Source organism: Streptococcus iniae, assembly GCF_030732225.1.
Classification (GTDB): domain Bacteria; phylum Bacillota; class Bacilli; order Lactobacillales; family Streptococcaceae; genus Streptococcus; species Streptococcus iniae.
The window spans coordinates 1176502-1196863 of the sequence record NZ_CP132230.1 but is presented as its reverse complement, the minus strand read 5'-3'; the positions used below and the strand labels follow the sequence as shown (position 1 = coordinate 1196863).

Sequence of the window (20362 nt, the reverse complement as noted above, 5' to 3'; positions counted from 1 at the left end):
CGAAGTGACAGTAAGTAAGATGAAATAGGAGTAGTAATGAAATTTTATAATGTTGGTAAAATCGTCAACACCCAAGGACTTCAAGGAGAAATGCGTGTTTTATCAGTTAGTGATTTTGCAGATGAACGGTTTAAAAAAGGGAATATTTTAGCTTTATTTGATGATAAGGATCAATTTGTTCAAGAGATTGAAATTGCAAGTCACCGAAAACAGAAAAATTTTGATATTATCAAATTTAAAAATCACTACCATATTAATGACATTGAAAAGTATAAGGGTTTTACCATAAAGGTTTCAGAAGACAAGCTTTCAGAATTGAATGATGATGAGTATTATTACCATGAGATTATTGGATTAGACGTTTATGAACATGATGTTTTAGTAGGAACTATCACAGAAATTTTACAGCCTGGTGCAAATGATGTTTGGGTTGTTAGCCGAAAAGGGAAACGTGATTTATTGTTGCCATTTATTCCACCAGTTGTTTTAAATGTTGATATTGCTAACAAGCGTGTTGACGTTGACATTATGGAAGGCTTAGATGATGAAAATTGATATTTTAACCCTTTTTCCAGAGATGTTTACACCTTTAGAAGCTTCCATTGTAGGTAAAGCTGTTGAAAAAGGACTGCTAAATATTCATTATCATAATTTTAGAGACAATGCAGAGAAAGCTCGCCATGTTGATGATGAGCCATATGGTGGCGGGCAAGGGATGCTTTTAAGAGCGCAGCCTATCTATGATACAATTGAAAAAATTAAGGCTAAAAATCCCAGAGTCATACTCCTAGATCCGGCAGGAAAAAGATTTACTCAAAGCGATGCTGACATGTTAGCAAAAGAAGAGGAATTAATTTTTATTTGTGGACATTATGAAGGCTATGATGAACGCATTAAAGAGCTTGTAACAGATGAACTCTCATTGGGAGATTTTGTCTTAACTGGTGGAGAATTAGCAGCAATGACCATTGTTGATGCTACGGTAAGATTGATTCCAAATGTTATTGGTAAAGAAGCTAGTCACCAGGATGATTCTTTTTCTTCAGGTCTTTTAGAATACCCACAATACACGAGACCTTATGATTTTAGAGGAATGAAGGTTCCAGATGTCTTGATGAGTGGGCATCATGAAAATATTAGGAAATGGCGACTAGAGCAAAGTTTGAAAAAAACCTTAGATCGTCGCCCTGACTTATTAGACAAGTATACATTTACTGATGAAGAAAAAGAAATGCTAGAAAAGATAACTGGTCAAATAAAGGAGCGTAATCAACTAAATGAGTGACACTATATATGATATTACAATTATTGGAGGGGGCCCTGTAGGGCTCTTTGCAGCTTATTATGCTGGTCTAAGAGGTATGAGGGTCAATATTATTGAAAGCCTTTCTGAGTTGGGAGGACAACCGGCTATTTTATATCCTGAAAAAGTTATTTATGATATTCCTGCTTATCCTGCAATTAGTGGCGCTGACTTGACGACAAATATGCTCAAGCAACTTGGTCGCTTTAAAGACCGGATAAGTACTTGTCTCAAAGAAGAAGTTCTTGCGTTTGAGCAAAAAGAGGCTGTTTTTCATATTCAAACAAACAAAACAGTTCGTTATAGTAAAGCGATTATTATCGCTTGTGGAAATGGTGCTTTCGCTCCAAGAAGATTAGGATTGGAAGGTGAAGAGGACTTTGCAGACAAGACACTTTTTTACAATGTCCATAAATTAGAACAGTTTACAGGGCGTAGAGTTGGCATCTGTGGGGGAGGAGATTCTGCTCTCGACTGGGCTTTAGCATTAGAAGATATTGCTGAGAGTGTGACTCTAGTGCATAGACGAGAAGCGTTTAGAGCACATGAACATAGTGTCGAATTACTTAAAGCGTCAAAAATTCAGGTTTTAACGCCCTATATTCCGCTTGCTTTGGAAGGAAAAGATGGGCATCTTTCAAAAGTGATTGTTCAAAAAGTTAAAGATGAAGAAATTTTAGATTTAGACTTAGATGCCTTGATTGTAAGCTTTGGCTTTTCAACTTCAAATAAAAATCTTAAAAGCTGGAATTTAGATTATAAAAAGTCAAGCATTAAGGTTTCTAATCTCTTCCAAACTAGCCAAGAGGGAATCTTTGCAATTGGCGATGCGGCTGATTATGACGGCAAAGTTGACCTCATTGCAACTGGTTTTGGTGAAGCTCCAATTGCTGTTAACCAAGCTATTAATTATATTTATCCTGAGCGTGATAATCGGCTTGTTCATTCGACTTCATTGATTGAAAAACTATAAGAAAAGTTTATGAAACTATAAAAATTAACCATACTTATTACTGAAAATCACTATGACAAGGAATTTTCTTTGTGATATAATTAACGTTATAAATGTGATTGATTTCACACTATAAAAATTAAGCGAGGTCATGTCATGACAGATACAAACAAAGAGACGTTTAGCTCTTTTATCAATAAAGTTCTAGCGGGAACAGCAATTGCAATTGTAGTTGCCCTCATTCCAAACGCTATCTTGGCAACATTTTTAAAACCATTTGTATCAAATGTTTTTGCTGCAGAGTTTTTACATATTGTTCAAGTTTTCCAATTTTTCACACCTATTATGGCAGGATTTTTAATTGGTCAACAATTTAAATTTACACCTATGCAACAATTAGCAGTTGGTGGTGCGGCCTATATTGGTTCAGGAGCGTGGATGTACACTGAAGTTATTCAAAAAGGTGTAGCGACAGGTTCTTTCCAATTACGAGGTATTGGCGACCTTATCAATATGATGATTACTGCAAGTTTAGCTGTTTTAGCTGTTAAATGGTTTGTCAATAAACTTGGTTCATTGACAATCATCCTTCTTCCAATTTTGATTGGTACTGGTGTTGGTTATATTGGTTGGAAATTGCTTCCATATGTATCTTATGTAACCACTTTAATTGGGCAAGGAATCAACTCATTTACAACCTTACAACCAATCCTAATGTCAATTTTAATTGCCATGGCCTTTGCTATTTTAATTGTTAGTCCAATTTCAACTGTTGCAATCGGTTTAGCTATTGGCTTAAATGGTATGGCTGCTGGGGCAGCATCAATGGGTATAGCTTCAACTGCAGCAGTATTAGTATGGGCAACACTAAAAGTTAACAAATCAGGTGTCCCAATTGCTATTGCCTTGGGTGCTATGAAAATGATGATGCCAAACTTTTTGAAACATCCAGTGATGGCAATTCCAATGCTTGTTACAGCAGCAATGAGTTCATTAATGGTTCCTATGTTTAATCTTGTTGGTACACCAGCTTCATCTGGTTTTGGTCTTGTTGGTGCTGTAGGTCCGATAGCTTCACTTGCAGGAGGAAGCAATATCATGATTATTATTCTTGCATGGCTTGTGATTCCATTTAGTGTTGCTTTTGCTGCACATAAAATTAGTAAAGATGTATTAAAACTTTACAAAGAAGATATCTTTGTATTTGAAGGCTAAAAGAAAAAGGAGAAAAACATGTTAGTTTATATTGCTGGTTCTGGTGCAATGGGGTGTCGTTTTGGTTACCAAATTTCAAAAACAAATAACGATGTTATCCTCTTAGACAACTGGGAAGATCATATTAATGCCATTAAAGAAAATGGCTTAAAAATCACTGGTGATGTTGAAGAAACTGTAAACCTTCCAATTATGAAGCCAACTGAAGCTACTAAAGAAGCTGATTTAATCATCTTGTTTACAAAAGCTATGCAGTTACCACAAATGTTACAAGACGTTAAAGCTATTATTGGTAAAGAAACAAAAGTACTTTGTCTTCTCAATGGTCTTGGTCATGAAGAAGTTATCCGCCAATACATTCCAGTACATAACATTTTAATGGGTGTTACTGTTTGGACTGCTGGTCTTAAAGGTCCAGGACATGCCCATTTACAAGGTGTTGGAGCTCTCAACCTTCAAAGCATGGATCCAGAAAATCAAGAAGCAGGTCATCAAGTTGCTGAAATGCTTACAGAAGCAAAATTATTTGCAACCTATGATGAGAATGTTTTGCCAAATATTTGGAGAAAAGCTTGTGTTAATGGCACAATGAACTCAACATGTGCTTTGCTTGATTGTACAATTGGTGAACTTTTTGCTAGTCAAGATGGTCTTAAAATGGTTGAAGAAATTATTCATGAATTTGTCATTGTAGGGCAAGCAGAAGGGGTTACTTTGGATGAAGCTGAAATTACAAAATATGTTATGGATACTTCTGTCAAAGCAGCTCATCATTACCCATCAATGCACCAAGATTTAGTTCAAAATCACCGTAAAACAGAGATTGACTTCTTGAATGGTGCTGTTAGTGCTAAAGGTCAAAAACTTGGCATTGATACACCGTATTGTCGTTTAATCACACAAATGGTTCATACCAAAGAAGACGTTCTAAACATTAAATAAGTTGATTAACTAGGAATATATTTCCTAGTTTTTTTCTGTGGTGATTTGACAGAAAATGACAGAAAATGCTTGACTTTGAAGTCAAAAAGAGTATAATGGACTTGTAAACGATTTCAGAAAGGGGTGTTATTATCCTAAAATCAAGACGTAAACAGTTGATTATGGAGAAAATAATAAGTGATAGTTTTGTTGCTTTAGAGGATTTAATTGACTTACTTAATTCATCTGAGTCTACTGTACGTAGAGATTTGGATGAATTAGAGAGCGAAGGAAAGCTTCACCGAGTTCATGGTGGTGCGGAGTCAATTCATTCCATGCAAGAAGAATTGTCCAATCAAGAGAAATCTGTCAAAAACAGTCAAGAAAAAATGAAAATTGCTGAAAAAGCTTCAGAATTTATTTTTGATAAGGATGTTATTTTTATTGATGCAGGTACAACAACAGAATTTATGATTGACAAACTGGAGTATCGAAATGTCACAGTTGTGACTAATTCTATTCACCACGCTGCTAGACTTGTTGATATGAATATAAAAACAATTATTATTGGTGGTGTTGTAAAAGTGACGACTGATGCAAGCGTTGGTAGTGTTGCATTATCTCAAATACAAAATATGAATTTTGACAAAGCTTTTATTGGCATGAATGGGATTGATGATCAGTTTTTGACAACCCCTGATATGGAAGAGGCAGTTATCAAAAAAGCCATAGTCAGCAACGCTAAATCAAGTTATATCCTTGCTGATGCGTCGAAGATTGGTCAAGTATCATTTATTAACGTTGCCCCTATTGATAATCTTACAATTATTACGGGTTCTTCAACGAATCCATTATTAAAGAAGGTAAAGGAGAAAGCAAAGGTGATTGAAGTATGATTTATACAGTAACGCTGAATCCATCTATTGATTATATTGTTAGGATAGACCATTTGGAAAATGGAGCAGTGAACCGAATGGATAGCGATGATAAATTTGCCGGTGGTAAAGGTATCAATGTTAGCCGGATTTTAAAACGTTTAGCTATTGATAATGTTGCAACTGGATTTCTTGGTGGTTTTACAGGTAACTTTATTGAACAGTCTTTACTCAATGAGGGCGTTCAGACACAATTTGTTACTGTGAAAGACGATACTCGGATTAATGTAAAAATTAAGTCTGAGCAAGAAACTGAAATCAATGGACAAGGTCCCGAAATTTTATCAGAAGATTTAGCTTCTTTAAAAACAGTTTTTTCGACATTATCAGCCAATGATACGGTAGTTTTTGCAGGTTCTGCACCATCAAATATTGGTAATGGTGTCTACCGAGATTTAATTCCTTACGTTAGGAACTTGGGTGCTCAGGTGGTCTGTGATTTTGAGGGACAAACTTTACTGGATTCCTTGGCTTATCAGCCTTTATTAGTCAAACCGAATAATCATGAACTTGAAGCTATTTTTAATGTTACATTGAATGGTTTAGATGATGTTGAAACATATGCATCAAAATTATTGGATATGGGCGCTCAAAATGTCATTATCTCAATGGCTGGCGATGGAGCTTTATTAGTAACGCCAGAGGGAAATTATTTTGCAAAACCTATTAAAGGACAGGTGAAAAATTCTGTTGGAGCTGGTGACTCAATGGTTGCAGGTTTCACTGGGAAATATGTAGCGACACTTGATCCGATTGAATCTCTGAAGTGGGGAGTTGCTTGTGGGACATCAACGGCCTTCTCAGATGATTTAGCTACTATGACATTTATTAAAGACATTTATCAACAAGTTGAGGTAGAAAAAAGATGAAATTACAGGATTTACTAAACAAAGATCTGATGATCTTAGACTTACAAGCAACAAGCAAAGAAGCTGCAATTGATGAAATGATTTCAAATTTAGTTGACAATAAGGTTGTTACTGATTTTGAAACATTTAAAGCTGGAATTATGGCGCGTGAAGCACAGACATCAACAGGATTAGGTGATGGAATTGCAATGCCGCATAGTAAAAATTCTGCTGTCAGCCAAGCAAGTGTTCTCTTTGCTAAATCAAATAAAGGTGTTGACTATGCTTCATTAGATGGACAAGCAACAGATTTATTCTTTATGATTGCTGCACCAGATGGCGCTAACGATACACATTTAGCTGCTCTTGCGCAGTTATCACAATACTTGTTAAAAGACGGTTTTGCTGACCAACTGAGAAAAACTAGGTCTGCTGATGATGTCATTGCTTTATTTGATGCTTCAGAAAAAGAAGAGAAAGCAAAAGAACAAGTTCAACCAGTGATGGCAAGTGATTTTATTGTTGCAGTTACAGCATGTACAACTGGAATTGCACACACTTATATGGCAGAAGAAGCTTTGAAAAAACAAGCTAAAGAGATGGGAATTGCTATAAAAGTTGAAACTAATGGAGCATCTGGTGTTGGAAATCGTCTAACCGCTGATGACATTAAAAAAGCTAAAGGGGTTATTGTTGCTGCAGATAAAGCTGTTGAGATGGATCGTTTCGATGGAAAACCACTGGTTTCAAGACCTGTAGCTGATGGTATTAAGAAAAGTGAAGAATTGATTACCATGCTTATGACTGGTGAAGCAAGACCATATCAAGCTAAAAATGCAGTGTCTGAAAAGGCCTCAAGTTCAGAAAAAATGAGTCTTGGAGGAGCTTTCTATAAACACTTAATGGGTGGTGTCTCTCAAATGTTGCCATTTGTTATTGGTGGCGGTATTATGATTGCTATTGCATTCTTACTTGATAACATGCTTGGTGTGCCTAAGGATCAATTAGGAAATCTTGGGTCATATCACGAAATAGCTGCAATCTTTATGAAGATTGGTGGCGCAGCATTCTCATTCATGCTACCTGTTCTAGCAGGCTATATTGCTTATTCTATTGCTGAAAAACCGGGTCTTGTAGCAGGTTTTGTAGCAGGAGCAATTGCCTCAAGCGGTCTTGCTTTTGGGAAGGTGCCATTTGCTCAAGGCGGTGAAGCTTCATTAGCTCTTGCAGGTGTTCCTTCTGGCTTCTTGGGAGCTTTAGTTGGTGGTTTTCTTGCTGGAGGAGTTATCTTAGCTCTTCGCAAACTCTTGTCAGGACTTCCAAGGTCATTAGAAGGTGTTAAATCTATTCTTCTTTACCCATTGCTTGGTGTTCTTATTACTGGATTTTTAATGCTATTTGTTAATATTCCAATGGCAGCAATCAATACCGCTCTTAATAGCTTTTTAGAAGGCTTGTCAGGTAGCTCTGCAATTCTTATGGGACTACTTGTTGGGGGGATGATGGCTGTTGATATGGGTGGTCCAGTTAATAAAGCAGCTTATGTCTTTGGTACAGGAACTCTTGCAGCAACTGTTTCTGATGGAGGCTCTGTTGTTATGGCTGCTGTCATGGCAGGTGGTATGGTTCCGCCATTAGCTGTATTTGTTGCAACATTACTTTTTAAAGATAAATTTACAAAAGAAGAACGTGAATCTGGTTTAACAAATATTGTAATGGGGCTTTCATTCATTACTGAAGGTGCTATTCCATTTGGTGCAGCTGATCCAGCTCGAGCTATTCCAAGTTTTATTGCAGGTTCTGCATTAGCAGGAGCACTTGTTGGTTTAGCAGGTATTAAACTTATGGCTCCACATGGTGGGATTTTCGTTATTGCTTTAACAAGTAATCCATTACTCTATCTTGTCTTCATTGCAATAGGAGCAGTTGTTTCTGGAATCTTGTTTGGTGCTTTACGCAAAAAAGCATAAAAGTTTAAAAAAAGGAAACTAGAGTCTGTTAGGATTCTAGTTTTTTGATATACTAATAAAAAAAGCAATAGGAAGAATTGTTATTAGGATGGGCAGAAAAAAAAGAAAAAGAAGTTATCAGCTAAAAAAAACAAGTTCAAAAGGGTTTAAGTTAACTGTTTTAAGTTTTGTTCTTTTGACATTACTAGTTTCAGTATGGTCTTTAAAAAAAGCTAGGCAAGATTTGAAACCTTTAGCTGAAACAGCCTCTTTATCATTTATAAGAAAAAGTGCACATTCAGCGGCAGATATAGCAAGAAAAAATGATCTATATACGTCAGTGATGCTTGCGCAAGCAACTCTAGAGTCGCAAAATGGCCAATCCCAATTGAGTCAAAAACCTTATTATAATTTCTTTGGGGTGAAAGGAGATTACAAAGGAAAATCTGCTGTTTTACCCACTCTAGAAGATGATGGTCAAGGGAATCTTTATACAGTTGATGCAAAGTTTAGATCTTACGGAAAAATGATTAATTCTTTTAAAGACTATGCAACTGTATTATCAGACCCTTTGTATGAAAATACTCATAAAGCTAAAACAAAACACTATCAAGAAGCAACAGCAACTTTAACGGGTCGTTATGCAACAGACACGTCTTATCATGTCAAATTAAATAATCTTATTGAGACTTATAGGCTTTATTATTTTGACTACCCATTCTAAAAAGAAATGTTTCAATTTGACTACAAATTTATCAAGAAAATTAAATTGCTAAGGTTTGTAGTCTAATACTAAAAAACTGTGTTATAATATTATTCCAAACAAAGAAATGAAAAGGAATAGGATTATGACAATCACTAAAGTTAAAAAAGTAGGAGTTGCTCTGTTGATGATGCTTGTTACTGTAGCTGGAGCATACTTTTTAACAACTAATACACAGAAAGAATCTCGTGTTTCTGCTGAGACATTTACAAGTGGTCCAACACAAGAGTTTATTAGTCAAATTGCTGCGGAGAGAGATTTATACGCTTCAGTCATGATTGCTCAGGCGATTTTGGAATCAAGTAACGGACAGTCTGGTTTAAGCCAAGCTCCCTATTATAATTTTTTTGGTATCAAAGGAAGTTATAATGGTGCATCAGTGAACATGACAACTTGGGAAGATGATGGTCAGGGAAATCCATATGAAATTGATCAACATTTTCGTGCTTATCCAAGTGTTGCAGACTCATTATATGATTATGCTGCATTATTAAATGCACCAATTTATGCAGGTGCAAGACGTTCGAATACCTTATCTTATCAAGATGCCACAGCTGCTCTAACAGGTCTTTATGCTACGGATACAGCATACAATGCCAAATTAAATAATATTATTCAGACCTATGGTTTAACAGCTTATGATGTTGTAGCGCCAGTTGCTCCAACAGCAGTAAGCCAAGAACAAATGGCCGCAGTTGATCAAGCAAGTCAAGCTGGTGTTGTTAATACAAGTGGTCAGCTGGTTTGGAACAAGTATAGAAGTCGTCACACAGATGCAGCAACCTTATCACAAGATGACGCTTGGGCAATTTTAACAAGAGGCTATTAAGTCAAAACCACCCGTGTAAACGGGTGGCTTGTACACCGGCTATAAGCCGTTAAACTCCAGCGGCGTCTAAAGACGCTCGCTGAACATACGTTCAGGTTATGCTTTGATTACTTGACTAATGCCCGTAACAACGGGCTTTTATCGTGTTCTAAAGCCTCCATCCGAGAATGGATCTTCGTATTCTTTTACACTTAACTTATCGAGTGCGATGTCGTCTTTCTCTTGCTCACGTATGTATTTCGCAACAGTTTTCTCGTTTAAGCCAACCGTACTGACGTAGTACCCTCGTGCCCAAAACTTGCGATTTCCATATTTATATTTTAAATTGGCATGCTTATCAAAGATCATTAAAGCACTCTTACTTTTCAGGTAACCCATGAAATCTGAAATCGCAAGTTTTGGTGGAATCAGAACAAGCATGTGAACATGGTCCGCCATCATATGCCCCTCTATAATTTCAACACCCTTATATTGGCATAGATAACGGAAAATTTCGATTAAGTCCTGTCTAATTTTATAGTAAATGGACTTGCGCCGATACTTTGGTGTGAACACAATGTGATATTTGCACATCCATTTGGTGTGTGATAAACTATAACTGGTTTTAGCCATTTATTTTTCCTCCTTTATCTAACCTGAACAATTAGATTATACATGGAAAAATAAATGGAAGCTAGAAGCCTTGTTAGCCACCAGCATAGCTGGTGGTTTTTTCATTTTTCTCTGCGAGAAAAACTGGCTTGAAGCCATAATAGAACTAACAAATCAAATCATCTCTATGAGGTGATTTTTTTGTTATAATATTCCTATGAAAACAATTGATACCATTTATAATCAACACGCTGAAATGCCACATATTGAAGCAAAATATGAACGTGATTTACTGCAAAAACCAATTCCAAAACGTAACATGATTAGGACAAAAGAAGGTTTATTGCCAGGTCATATTGTGATGTTATGGCGCATTCAGTTTGGAACATATACTACCGAACACCCTCACCATAAATATTTTTATACGACTTACGGGATTGATGCGCAAAAGGAATTGGAATTTTTAATTGCGCAAGCTTATGTAACTATTGATTCTGCTTTTGATTCTTTAAAGCATTTATCTTCTCTTTTTTTGAAAGAATTTTTAAAATCTAAAGAGTTTAAGGGCTTGTCTAAAATGAAATGTCAGGATTTGGAAGAAGCAATCGCCCTGGTATTTGACGAGCAAGAATTAGGAAAATTATTTACTATTAGAGGGTACTCTTTGCTTGAAAAGGGACGTAAGGCCTTAGAAGCTCATCCTGAAATCATTGAAAAGCACCCTCAGAAAAAATACTAGCCCTGCTCGACCTTTTATAATCATGAAAACTATGCTATAATGGGTCATATCGCGCTCAAGGAGAATATATAGATGCAAGTAATTCGTGAAAAAGAATTTGTTAATCAGTACCATTATGATGCTAGAAATCTTGAATGGGAAAAAGAAAACGGTGCCCCGGAAACAAATTTTGAGGTAACTTTCCAATTGATTAATCGTGATGAAGAAAAAAATGAAACAGTTATTGTTTCAGTACTTCAATTTATGATTGTAAAAGAAGAATTTGTCATTGGTGGCGTTATTTCTCAAATGGTAACCATTGTTGACCGTTTGATTGATAAACCGAGTGAGTTCACTCAGCCAGAAGTAGAATCTTTAGCGGCACCCTTACTTGATATGGTGCAACGTCTCACTTATGAAGTTACAGAAATTGCCTTGGACAGACCAGGCATAAACTTGGAGTTTAAAAATTAATGAAATTAGCAGTAATAACAGATAATACAGCCTTTTTGTCTGATCAACTTTTTAATAATCCTGATCTTTATATGATGAACATTCCAATAATGATTAATGATGAAACTTATTATGAAGGCATTAACATTGACTTGGACGAGTTTTATGACAAGATGGCAGCATCTGAGGAGTTACCTAAAACAAGCCAACCTTCTTTAGCTGAGTTAGATCAATTGTTAACGCAATTGCAAAAGGATGGCTACACACATGTTGTAGGATTGTTCTTATCGGGTGGTATTTCTGGCTTTTGGCAAAATATTCAATTTTTGATTGAGGAACATTCTGCTTTAACTATTGCTTTTCCAAACACCAAGATTGCGTCAGCTCCGGTGGGAATGATGGTAGGTAATGTTTTTCAATGGCATCAAGCAGGTTTAACTTTTGATCAATTAACTGCTAAATTGCAACAGCAAATTGACGGGACGTCTGCATATATTTTAGTGGATGATCTTAACCATTTGGTCAAGGGTGGTCGTTTGTCAAACGGTTCAGCTTTGTTAGGGAATTTACTAAGCATTAAACCTGTTTTGACTTTTGATTCTGACGGGGTTATTGTCGTTCATGAAAAAGTTCGAACTGAAAAAAAAGCTTTGAAAAGGTTAGTTGAATTGCTTCATCAACAAAATGAAAGAGGAGACTATGAATTTGCTATCATACATGCCAATGGTAGTGAAAAAGCAGCAACATTAAAAAAAATGTTGCTTGAGAGTGGCTTACCAGATCAATTTGTAGATGCTACATTTAGCGCTGTTGTTGGAACACATCTTGGTTCGAATGCTGTAGCTATCGGATTTACGCCACGATTGGACTAGAATAAAGGAGAGACTTATGGGAATAAGAGTCATTATTGCTGGTTTTAAGGGGAAAATGGGTTCAACAGCCCTTGCAATGGTTGAAAATGATCCAGAATTGCAATTGGTAGCCTTAGTCGACCCTTTTACCAATGACAAAGATTATAAAGGTGTTCCCATTGTCAACACTAAAGAAGACTTGGTAGGCCTTGAAGCTGACGTTTGGGTTGATTTTACAAGTCCAAGGGTTGCTTTTTCAAATACGCATTTTGCTCTTTCGCAGGGATTTGCTCCTGTTATTGGCACAACCGGATTGTCACAAAAAGAAATTGATGATTTAGAAGCCTTAGCAAAAACTAAGAAATTGGGTGGTTTAATTGCGCCTAACTTTGCCATAGGAGCCATTCTCCTAATGGAATTTGCGGCTAAAGCAGCCAAATATTTTCCAGATTTAGAAATTATTGAACTGCACCATGACCAGAAAAAAGATGCTCCTAGTGGGACAGCCCTTAAAACTGCTGCATTAATTGCTGAAAATAGAGCCTCAAAAGATTCAGCTGTGCTTGATGAGGAAGAATTGATTGCAGGAGCAAGAGGTGCTAACTATGATGGGATTAGAATTCATAGTGTACGTTTGCCAGGACTAGTTGCTCACCAAGAGGTTATTTTTGGAGGTCCAGGTGAAGGTTTGACCTTGAGGCATGATTCCTTTGACCGTCAGTCCTTTATGAGTGGTGTTAACTTAGGAATTAAAAAAGTCGTTACAATGCAAGAACTTGTTTATGGATTAGAGAAGTTATTATGAGATTAAAAGAACTGCCTTCTGAATTTCAGAAGGCTTTACCAATAATAAAAAAAATTAAAGATGCTGGCTATGAGGCATATTTTGTGGGAGGTAGTGTCAGGGATGTTCTCTTAAGTCGTCCCATACACGATGTTGATATTGCAACAAGTTCCTATCCACAAGAAACGAAAGCCATTTTTCCAAGAACAGTAGATGTTGGTATTGAACATGGCACAGTACTTGTTTTAGAGGAAGATTCTGAATATGAAATCACCACCTTTAGGACTGAGGATGTCTATGTAGATTACCGCCGTCCTAGTCAGGTTTCTTTTGTGCGCTCTTTGGAAGAAGATTTAAAAAGACGGGATTTTACGGTCAACGCTTTAGCTCTTGATGATCAAGGGGAAATCATTGATAAATTTAGTGGTTTAGAAGATATTGATGCTAAGCTTTTAAGGGCAGTTGGAAAAGCTGAGGAGCGTTTTGAGGAAGATGCCTTACGTATCATGCGTGGCTTTCGTTTTGCTGCCACTTTAAATTTTTCAATTGAAGAAAAGACTTTTGAAGCAATGTGTACTCATGCTCCGCTTTTAGAGAAAATTTCTGTTGAGAGGTCATTTATTGAATTTGATCAATTAATGATGGCTCCTTTTTGGAAAAACGGCTTGCAAAAGTTTATGGAAGCTTCAGCTTTTGATTATTTGCCAGGATTACATCACAAGGGCTTTAAGTTAGGCCATTTAATGCAAGTACTGCCACAATGGTTTAGGTTTGAAACCAGTGCACAGGCTTGGGCCAATCTTATTCTAGAATTAGAAATCCCAAATCCCAAGGCATTTTTGAAAGTTTGGAAAACTTCCAATGAATTTCAAAAAGAAGTACAAGCTATTTTAAGTGTTTATCAGTTACGGCAAGAAAATGCATTAGATAAACGAACTCTTTACCAATATGGTAAAGGTATTGCTTACCTCAGTGAAAAACTTATTGAGGCTAAGGGATTAGCAAGTGATTTTGCTGTTATTGACAAACTTTATGATGAACTTGTTATTTATGATAAACATGATATTGTTGTGAATGGTTCCTATCTCATTAAACACATGAAGATGACACCAGGTCCTGAGTTGGGCCAACTCTTAAAAAAAGTTGAGTTAGCTATTGTTGATGGGATGTTAGCCAACCAAGTGTCTGAGATTGAACAATTTGTAATCAAGGAGTTGACCTATTGAGTGATTTTATTGTTGAAAAATTAAATAAGTCTGTTGGTGATAAAACGGTTTTCAAAGACATTTCTTTTATTGTTCATGATTTTGACAGGATTGGTATTATTGGTGTTAATGGAACTGGAAAAACCACGCTTTTGGATGTTTTATCTGAACGTTTAGGTTTTGATGGAGATATTTCTCCCATTTTAAAAGCTAATGAGTTCCGTATTTCTTACTTGACGCAAGATCCTGATTTTGATGATCAAGAAACTGTTCTTGACACTGTTTTATCTGCTGATTTACCAGAAATGAAACTGATTCGTCATTATGAACTTTTATTACGCGATTACAGTGAGGCTAATCAGGAAAAGCTTGAAAAAGTGATGTCAGAAATGGATAGATTAGATGTATGGTCAGTTGAAAGTGATGTTAAGACGGTCTTATCTAAGTTGGGAATTACACAATTAGATCAAAAAGTTGGGCAATTGTCTGGAGGTCTAAGAAGACGGGTTCAATTAGCCCAGGTCTTGCTTGGCAAGTCTGATTTGCTTTTATTAGATGAACCAACAAACCATCTTGATATCGACACCATTGCCTGGTTAACCAATTACCTAAAGTCAAGCAAACGCACGGTAATGTTTATTACACATGATCGGTATTTTTTAGATGGATTAGCTACACGAATTTTTGAATTGGATAATGCATCATTAAATGAATATCAAGGGAATTATCAGGACTACGTGCGTTTAAAGGCTGAACAAGATGAACGAGATGCTGCAAATCTTCATAAGAAAAAGCAGCTTTATAAGCAAGAATTAGCTTGGATGAGAAGACAACCTCAAGCTAGAGCGACAAAGCAACAAGCTAGAATCAATCGTTTCCATGATTTGAAAGGTCAAGTGCATGTTGATAATAGTCAAGAAGAATTAGATATTAATTTTGAAACCAGTCGTATTGGTAAGAAGGTTATTCATTTTGAAAAAGTTGGATTTTCTTATGATGAGAAAAAGCCACTGATCAAAGATTTTGATTTGATTATTCAAAATAAGGATCGTATCGGTATTGTTGGTGATAATGGTGTTGGTAAATCAACACTTTTACAATTAATTACTGGAGATGTGGTTGCACAATCTGGGCAAGTGATTGTTGGTGAAACCATTCGTATTGCCTATTTTTCTCAACAAATTCGAGATATGGATGACAACAAAAGGGTTATCAATTATTTGCAAGAGGTTGCTGATGAAGTTAAAACAACTGTTGGAACAACTAGTATTAGTGAACTTCTTGAGCAATTTTTATTTCCAAGGTCAAGTCATGGCTCCTTAATTGGAAAGTTATCTGGCGGTGAGAAAAAACGGCTTTATCTTTTGAAACTGTTAATTGAAAAACCAAATGTTTTGCTTTTAGATGAGCCAACCAATGATTTGGATATTGCGACATTGACTGTTTTAGAAAACTTTCTTCAAGGTTTTGCTGGTCCAGTCATTACCGTAAGCCATGACCGTTATTTCTTAGATAAAGTGGCAACTAAAATATTGGCTTTTGAGGATGGTGGGATTACTGAATTCTATGGGAATTATAGTGATTATTTAGAAGAAGTTGCATTTCAAAAAGAGCATCAAAATGTAACAGATAAGCAAGTGGAAAGTCAACACCTTGAAAGTAGTCAGCCAGCTGCAGTGGTCAATAAAAAAAGAATGTCTTACTTAGAGAAACAAGAGTGGGCTTGTATTGAAGAAGAATTGGCAGAACTTGAATTATCCCTAGGCCTTTTGGAGGAAGAAATGTTGACATGTGCCAGTGATTATGGCAAGTTGGCAGAACTCCAGAGGCAATTAGATGCTATCAATCAATCTATTTTGGATAAGTATGAGCGTTACGACTATCTTAGCGAATTGGAGGAATAGTATGCCGATACGTCTGATTAAAGCGAGTGATAATCATGTCATTGCAAGAATTATTCGCCAGTCTTTGAAAGCAGTTGGGCTTGATCAGCCAGGGACTGCATATAGTGATCCTCAGTTAGATAACTTATATGAGTACTATCAAGGATTGTCAAATGCTGCTTATTTTGTTTACGAAGAAGATAATCAGGTACTTGCAGGTGCTGGTTTTGGTCCTGTTGATGCTTCCATTTGTGAATTGCAAAAGTGCTATGTTGATGCTAGTTATCGTCGCCAAGGCATTGCAAAACTGTTACTGATGCATGTGGAGTCGGCTGCTAAGGAATCTGGTTATCAATCCTTGTATCTAGAAAGTTCATCACTTTTGAAAGAAGCTGTTTACTTTTATCAGTCTATTGGATTTAGGAGACTTGAGCAAGCGCTATCTAATGATCAAAATCATCACTTGATGGATGTTTGGATGATTAAAGAATTCAAAAAATAATCTCGAATTAAATGACAAAGGCATCAGCCATATGTTAAACTATTACTAATGAAGAAGTGCATCTCTGCGCTTCTTTTCATATAAGGAAAAGGAGGTGTCACATGGGCTTAATTTGGTCGTATTTAAAAACAAAGAAAAAATGGCTTTTCTTAGATATTGTCGGTGCCTTGTTTTTTGTTTTGGTCAACCTTGGTTTGCCAACAGTCTTAGCAAAAATGATTGATCAAGGAGTTGTTCAAAAACAAGAAAGTGCCTTGTATTTTTGGACAGCTATCATGTTTTTGATTGTATTTTTAGGGGTACTAGGACGGCTTCTTCTGTCATATGCTTCAAGTCGTTTAACAACGACCATGATAAAAGAATTGCGTAATGACATGTACCAACGCTTACAGGATTATTCCCACACGGAGTATGAGAAAATAGGGGTGTCATCTTTAGTGACAAGGATAACCAATGATGCTTTTGTTTTAATGCAATTTGCTGAAATGTCTTTGAGGCTTGGTGTTGTAACCCCCTTAATGATGCTTTTTTCAGTTGTCATGATTTTGGTTACAAGTCCTTCATTAGCATGGATTGTTGCAGTTTCAATGCCATTTTTAGTCTTTGTAGTTATTTATGTGGCACTTAAAACCAAACCACTTTCTGAGAAGCAACAAGAAAATTTGGACAAAATTAATCAGTTGGTTAGGGAAAATTTAACTGGTTTGCGCGTGATTAGAGCTTTTTCAAGAGAATCTTTCCAAGAAGAACGTTTTAATCAGCAAAATCAAGAGTATTCTGGTATATCAAAACGACTCTTTATATTAACAGGGCTAACAGAACCTTTATTTGTTCAAATTATCATTGCGATGATAGTGGCCATTGTATGGTTCGCTCTAGATCCTCTTAATAAAGGTCAGTTTAAAATTGGGGATTTGGTTGCTTTTATTGAATACAGTTTTCATGCGCTATTTTCTTTTTTAATGTTTGCTAATCTTTTTACCATGTATCCAAGGATGGCTGTTTCAAGTCATAGAATTAATGAAGTTCTTGACATGCCATTGTCTATCTCAAAAAATGAAGATGGCATTACAAAAAGTGATTCTCAGGGCTATTTGGAATTTGATAATGTAACCTTTGCTTATCCAGGAGAGACAGAAAATCCTGTCTTAAATAACATTTCATTTAAAACAAAACCAGGGGAAACCATAGCATTTATAGGATCAACAGGGTCTGGCAAGTCATCACTTGTTAACCTGATTCCTCGATTTTATGATGTTACCTTTGGTAAAATCATAGTTGATGGGATTGATGTCAGAGATTACAACCTTAAAGCCTTACGTTCTAAAATTGGTTTTATCCCTCAAAAAGCTCTGCTATTCACAGGGACCATCGAAGAAAATATCAAATACGGCAAAAATGATGCTAGTCGTTCAGAACTGGATCAAGCATCGGACGTTTCTCAAGCTAAAGAGTTTATAGAAAGTCGTGAAGAGGGCTATGATAGCCATTTAGCTGAGGGGGGCAACAATCTCTCAGGAGGCCAAAAGCAAAGACTTTCAATTGCCCGGGCAGTTGTCAAACAGCCAGATATTTATATTTTTGATGATTCATTTTCTGCTTTGGATTATAAAACTGACGCTGAATTACGGAAACGTTTAAAAGAAGTTACTCAAAACGCAACTGTTTTAATTGTGGCGCAACGCGTTGGAACAATTATGGATGCTGATCACATTATTGTTCTTGATGAAGGAGAAATTGTTGGTCGTGGAACTCACGAAGAATTATTAAAAAATAATGCCATTTACCGTGAGATTGCAAGTTCGCAACTTAATAAAAAGAGTGAAGGAAAGGAGCTTGATTAATGACTGGAAAACACTTATTAAACCGTCTTTGGAGCTACCTTAGGAAATACAAGTTTTCCTTACTAGCAGCTCTTTTTCTTAAAGTAATGAGTGCAGTAATGAGTGCCCTTGAGCCTTTTGTTCTTGGTTTAGCCATCACTGAAATTTCTAAAAATTTGATTGATATGGCAAGAGGTGTTGAAGGAGCTTCCATTAATAAGTCTTATATTGGACTTATTCTTGTGATTTATTTTATTCGTGCCTTATTCTTTGAAATTGGCTCATATGGTTCCAACTATTTCATGACAAAAACAGTTCAGTCAAGCATTAAGGATTTGAGAAACGATTTGAGCCGAAAAATTAACCGTATCCCGGTCTCTTATTTTGACAAGCATCAATTTGGAGATATGTTAGGACGTTTTACATCGGATGTGGAGACTGTTTCAAATGCTTTGCAACAGTCATTTCTACAGATTGTTAATGCCTTTTTATCTATTATTCTAGCAGTTTCAATGGCTTTTTATATTAACGTTACATTGGCCTTGGTATTGGTTATTGCTGTTCCTTTGATTTATCTAGCCAGTCAATTTATTTTGAAAAAGTCACAGCCATATTTTAAAGAGCAAGCTAAAGTTTTAGGAGAAATGAATGGTTTTGTCCAAGAAAAACTTTCAGGATTTAATGTTTTAAAACTTTATGGCCGTGAAGAGGCATCTGAAGCTGAATTTCATGATATTACCAATCGCTTGCAAGCCGTTGGTTTTAAAGCAAGCTTTATTTCTGGGATTATGATGCCAGTTGTTCACTTTATTTCAGATTCCATTTATATGCTTATCGCCTTAATTGCCGGTTTGCAAGTTCTTGCAGGAAAATTAACGATAGGTAATATGCAAGCCTTTGTGCAATACACTTGGCAAATTTCACAACCTATTCAAACCATTACGCAGTTAGCTCCAGTCATTCAATCTGCTAAATCTTCGTTAGAACGTATTTTTTCTGTTCTTGATGAAGTGGATGATTTCTCAGAAACTAAAGTAACTTTACCTCGCTCATTGTCAGGACAAGTGTCTTTTAAAAATGTTACTTTTTCATATGACAGCAGTAGAGAGTTGATTAAAGACTTTAACCTTGATGTTAAACCAGGAGAAATGATTGCTATTGTTGGTCCAACAGGTGCTGGTAAGACAACTTTGATTAACCTTTTGATGCGTTTTTATGATGTGAATCATGGTGTCATAACGGTTGATGGGCATGATATTCGTGATTTATCTCGTCAGTATTACCGTAGTCAATTTGGGATGGTCTTACAAGATGCTTGGCTCTTTGAGGGAACCATTAAAGAAAATCTTCAATTTGGAAATCTAGCTGCTAGTGAAGAAGATATTATTAATGCAGCAAAAACTGCTAATGTCGACCACTTTATTAGCACCCTTCCAGGTGGTTATCAAATGGTTATGAATCAGGAATCAAGTAATATTTCCCTTGGACAAAAGCAGTTATTAACAATAGCAAGGGCTCTGTTAGCAGATCCAAAAATTCTGATTTTAGATGAGGCTACCTCATCAGTGGACACGCGCTTAGAATTATTAATTCAAAAAGCTATGAAGCGCCTTATGCAAGGTAGAACAAGTTTTGTTATTGCTCATCGTTTATCAACCATTCAAGAGGCAGATAAAATCTTAGTGCTTAAAGATGGACAAATCATTGAACAAGGCACTCACGAGAGTCTCTTACAGGGTAAAGGGTTCTATTATAACCTCTATAATAGCCAATTCAAAAAATCATAATAACCTTTAAAAAATGGCATTCCTAGAACTAATAAGGCATGCTATTTCTT

20 protein-coding genes are annotated in these 20362 nt (G+C 36.2%); 19 read left to right on the top strand and 1 reads right to left on the bottom strand.

What is annotated here, in order from left to right:
• The first annotated feature begins 36 nt into the window (after window positions 1–36).
• From rimM to Q9317_RS05875, 10 genes are all read left to right on the top strand, one after another.
• A complete protein-coding gene (gene rimM / locus Q9317_RS05920) occupies window positions 37–555 on the top strand; it encodes a ribosome maturation factor RimM (RefSeq protein WP_003099888.1) in 519 nt (172 codons plus the stop codon).
• A complete protein-coding gene (gene trmD, locus Q9317_RS05915; protein ID WP_016356032.1) occupies window positions 545–1285 on the top strand; it encodes a tRNA (guanosine(37)-N1)-methyltransferase TrmD in 741 nt (246 codons plus the stop codon). The genes rimM and trmD overlap by 11 nt, the downstream gene beginning before the upstream one ends.
• Window positions 1278–2276, top strand: a complete 999-nt coding sequence (locus tag Q9317_RS05910) for an NAD(P)/FAD-dependent oxidoreductase (RefSeq protein ID WP_003099886.1) — start codon at window positions 1278–1280, stop codon at window positions 2274–2276. Before trmD ends, Q9317_RS05910 begins: the two co-directional genes overlap by 8 nt.
• Before the next feature lie 135 nt (window positions 2277–2411).
• A complete protein-coding gene (locus Q9317_RS05905) occupies window positions 2412–3470 on the top strand; it encodes a PTS sugar transporter subunit IIC (protein WP_121791603.1) in 1059 nt (352 codons plus the stop codon).
• 18 nt (window positions 3471–3488) lie between these two features.
• Window positions 3489–4412, top strand: coding sequence for a 2-dehydropantoate 2-reductase (locus tag Q9317_RS05900; RefSeq protein WP_003099884.1), 924 nt, complete (start codon window positions 3489–3491; stop codon window positions 4410–4412).
• A 155-nt stretch (window positions 4413–4567) separates the two neighbouring features.
• Window positions 4568–5287 (top strand): DeoR/GlpR family DNA-binding transcription regulator, encoded by a 720-nt coding sequence (locus tag Q9317_RS05895; protein ID WP_259458545.1) that lies wholly within the window; start codon window positions 4568–4570, stop codon window positions 5285–5287.
• Complete coding sequence (pfkB, locus tag Q9317_RS05890; protein WP_003099882.1) at window positions 5284–6195, top strand: 1-phosphofructokinase; 912 nt, start codon at window positions 5284–5286, stop codon at window positions 6193–6195. The genes Q9317_RS05895 and pfkB overlap by 4 nt, the downstream gene beginning before the upstream one ends.
• Complete coding sequence (locus Q9317_RS05885) at window positions 6192–8144, top strand: PTS fructose transporter subunit IIABC (protein WP_003099880.1); 1953 nt, start codon at window positions 6192–6194, stop codon at window positions 8142–8144. Before pfkB ends, Q9317_RS05885 begins: the two co-directional genes overlap by 4 nt.
• An 88-nt stretch (window positions 8145–8232) precedes the next feature.
• A complete protein-coding gene (locus Q9317_RS05880; protein ID WP_016356029.1) occupies window positions 8233–8847 on the top strand; it encodes a glycoside hydrolase family 73 protein in 615 nt (204 codons plus the stop codon).
• 124 nt (window positions 8848–8971) lie between these two features.
• Window positions 8972–9715, top strand: coding sequence for a glycoside hydrolase family 73 protein (locus tag Q9317_RS05875; RefSeq protein WP_121791517.1), 744 nt, complete (start codon window positions 8972–8974; stop codon window positions 9713–9715).
• A gap of 138 nt (window positions 9716–9853) precedes the next feature.
• On the opposite strand, the gene tnpA is transcribed toward Q9317_RS05875, so the two are convergent.
• Window positions 9854–10327, bottom strand: coding sequence for an IS200/IS605 family transposase (gene tnpA, locus Q9317_RS05870; protein ID WP_003099875.1), 474 nt, complete (start codon window positions 10325–10327; stop codon window positions 9854–9856).
• 196 nt (window positions 10328–10523) lie between these two features.
• On the opposite strand from tnpA, the gene Q9317_RS05865 reads away from it, so the two are divergent.
• The 9 genes from Q9317_RS05865 to Q9317_RS05825 all read left to right on the top strand — a co-directional run bounded on the left by Q9317_RS05865 (window position 10524) and on the right by Q9317_RS05825 (window position 20312).
• Window positions 10524–11045, top strand: coding sequence for a hypothetical protein (locus Q9317_RS05865; protein ID WP_003099873.1), 522 nt, complete (start codon window positions 10524–10526; stop codon window positions 11043–11045).
• A gap of 72 nt (window positions 11046–11117) precedes the next feature.
• Window positions 11118–11498 carry a DUF1149 family protein gene (locus Q9317_RS05860; protein WP_003099871.1) on the top strand — a complete coding sequence of 127 codons (381 nt, stop codon included), beginning with the start codon at window positions 11118–11120 and terminating at the stop codon, window positions 11496–11498.
• On the top strand, window positions 11498–12349 hold the full coding sequence (locus Q9317_RS05855) for a DegV family protein (RefSeq protein WP_016356025.1): 852 nt from the start codon (window positions 11498–11500) through the stop codon (window positions 12347–12349). The genes Q9317_RS05860 and Q9317_RS05855 overlap by 1 nt, the downstream gene beginning before the upstream one ends.
• A gap of 16 nt (window positions 12350–12365) precedes the next feature.
• Window positions 12366–13133 (top strand): 4-hydroxy-tetrahydrodipicolinate reductase, encoded by a 768-nt coding sequence (gene dapB / locus Q9317_RS05850; RefSeq protein ID WP_003099866.1) that lies wholly within the window; start codon window positions 12366–12368, stop codon window positions 13131–13133.
• Complete coding sequence (locus tag Q9317_RS05845; protein ID WP_003099863.1) at window positions 13130–14338, top strand: CCA tRNA nucleotidyltransferase; 1209 nt, start codon at window positions 13130–13132, stop codon at window positions 14336–14338. The genes dapB and Q9317_RS05845 overlap by 4 nt, the downstream gene beginning before the upstream one ends.
• Window positions 14335–16221, top strand: coding sequence for an ABC-F family ATP-binding cassette domain-containing protein (locus Q9317_RS05840; protein ID WP_003099861.1), 1887 nt, complete (start codon window positions 14335–14337; stop codon window positions 16219–16221). The genes Q9317_RS05845 and Q9317_RS05840 overlap by 4 nt, the downstream gene beginning before the upstream one ends.
• 1 nt (window position 16222) lies before the next feature.
• Complete coding sequence (locus Q9317_RS05835; protein ID WP_003099856.1) at window positions 16223–16702, top strand: GNAT family N-acetyltransferase; 480 nt, start codon at window positions 16223–16225, stop codon at window positions 16700–16702.
• 101 nt (window positions 16703–16803) lie between these two features.
• On the top strand, window positions 16804–18546 hold the full coding sequence (locus Q9317_RS05830; protein ID WP_003099854.1) for an ABC transporter ATP-binding protein: 1743 nt from the start codon (window positions 16804–16806) through the stop codon (window positions 18544–18546).
• A complete protein-coding gene (locus Q9317_RS05825; RefSeq protein ID WP_003099853.1) occupies window positions 18546–20312 on the top strand; it encodes an ABC transporter ATP-binding protein in 1767 nt (588 codons plus the stop codon). Before Q9317_RS05830 ends, Q9317_RS05825 begins: the two co-directional genes overlap by 1 nt.
• The last annotated feature ends 50 nt before the right edge of the window (window positions 20313–20362 follow it).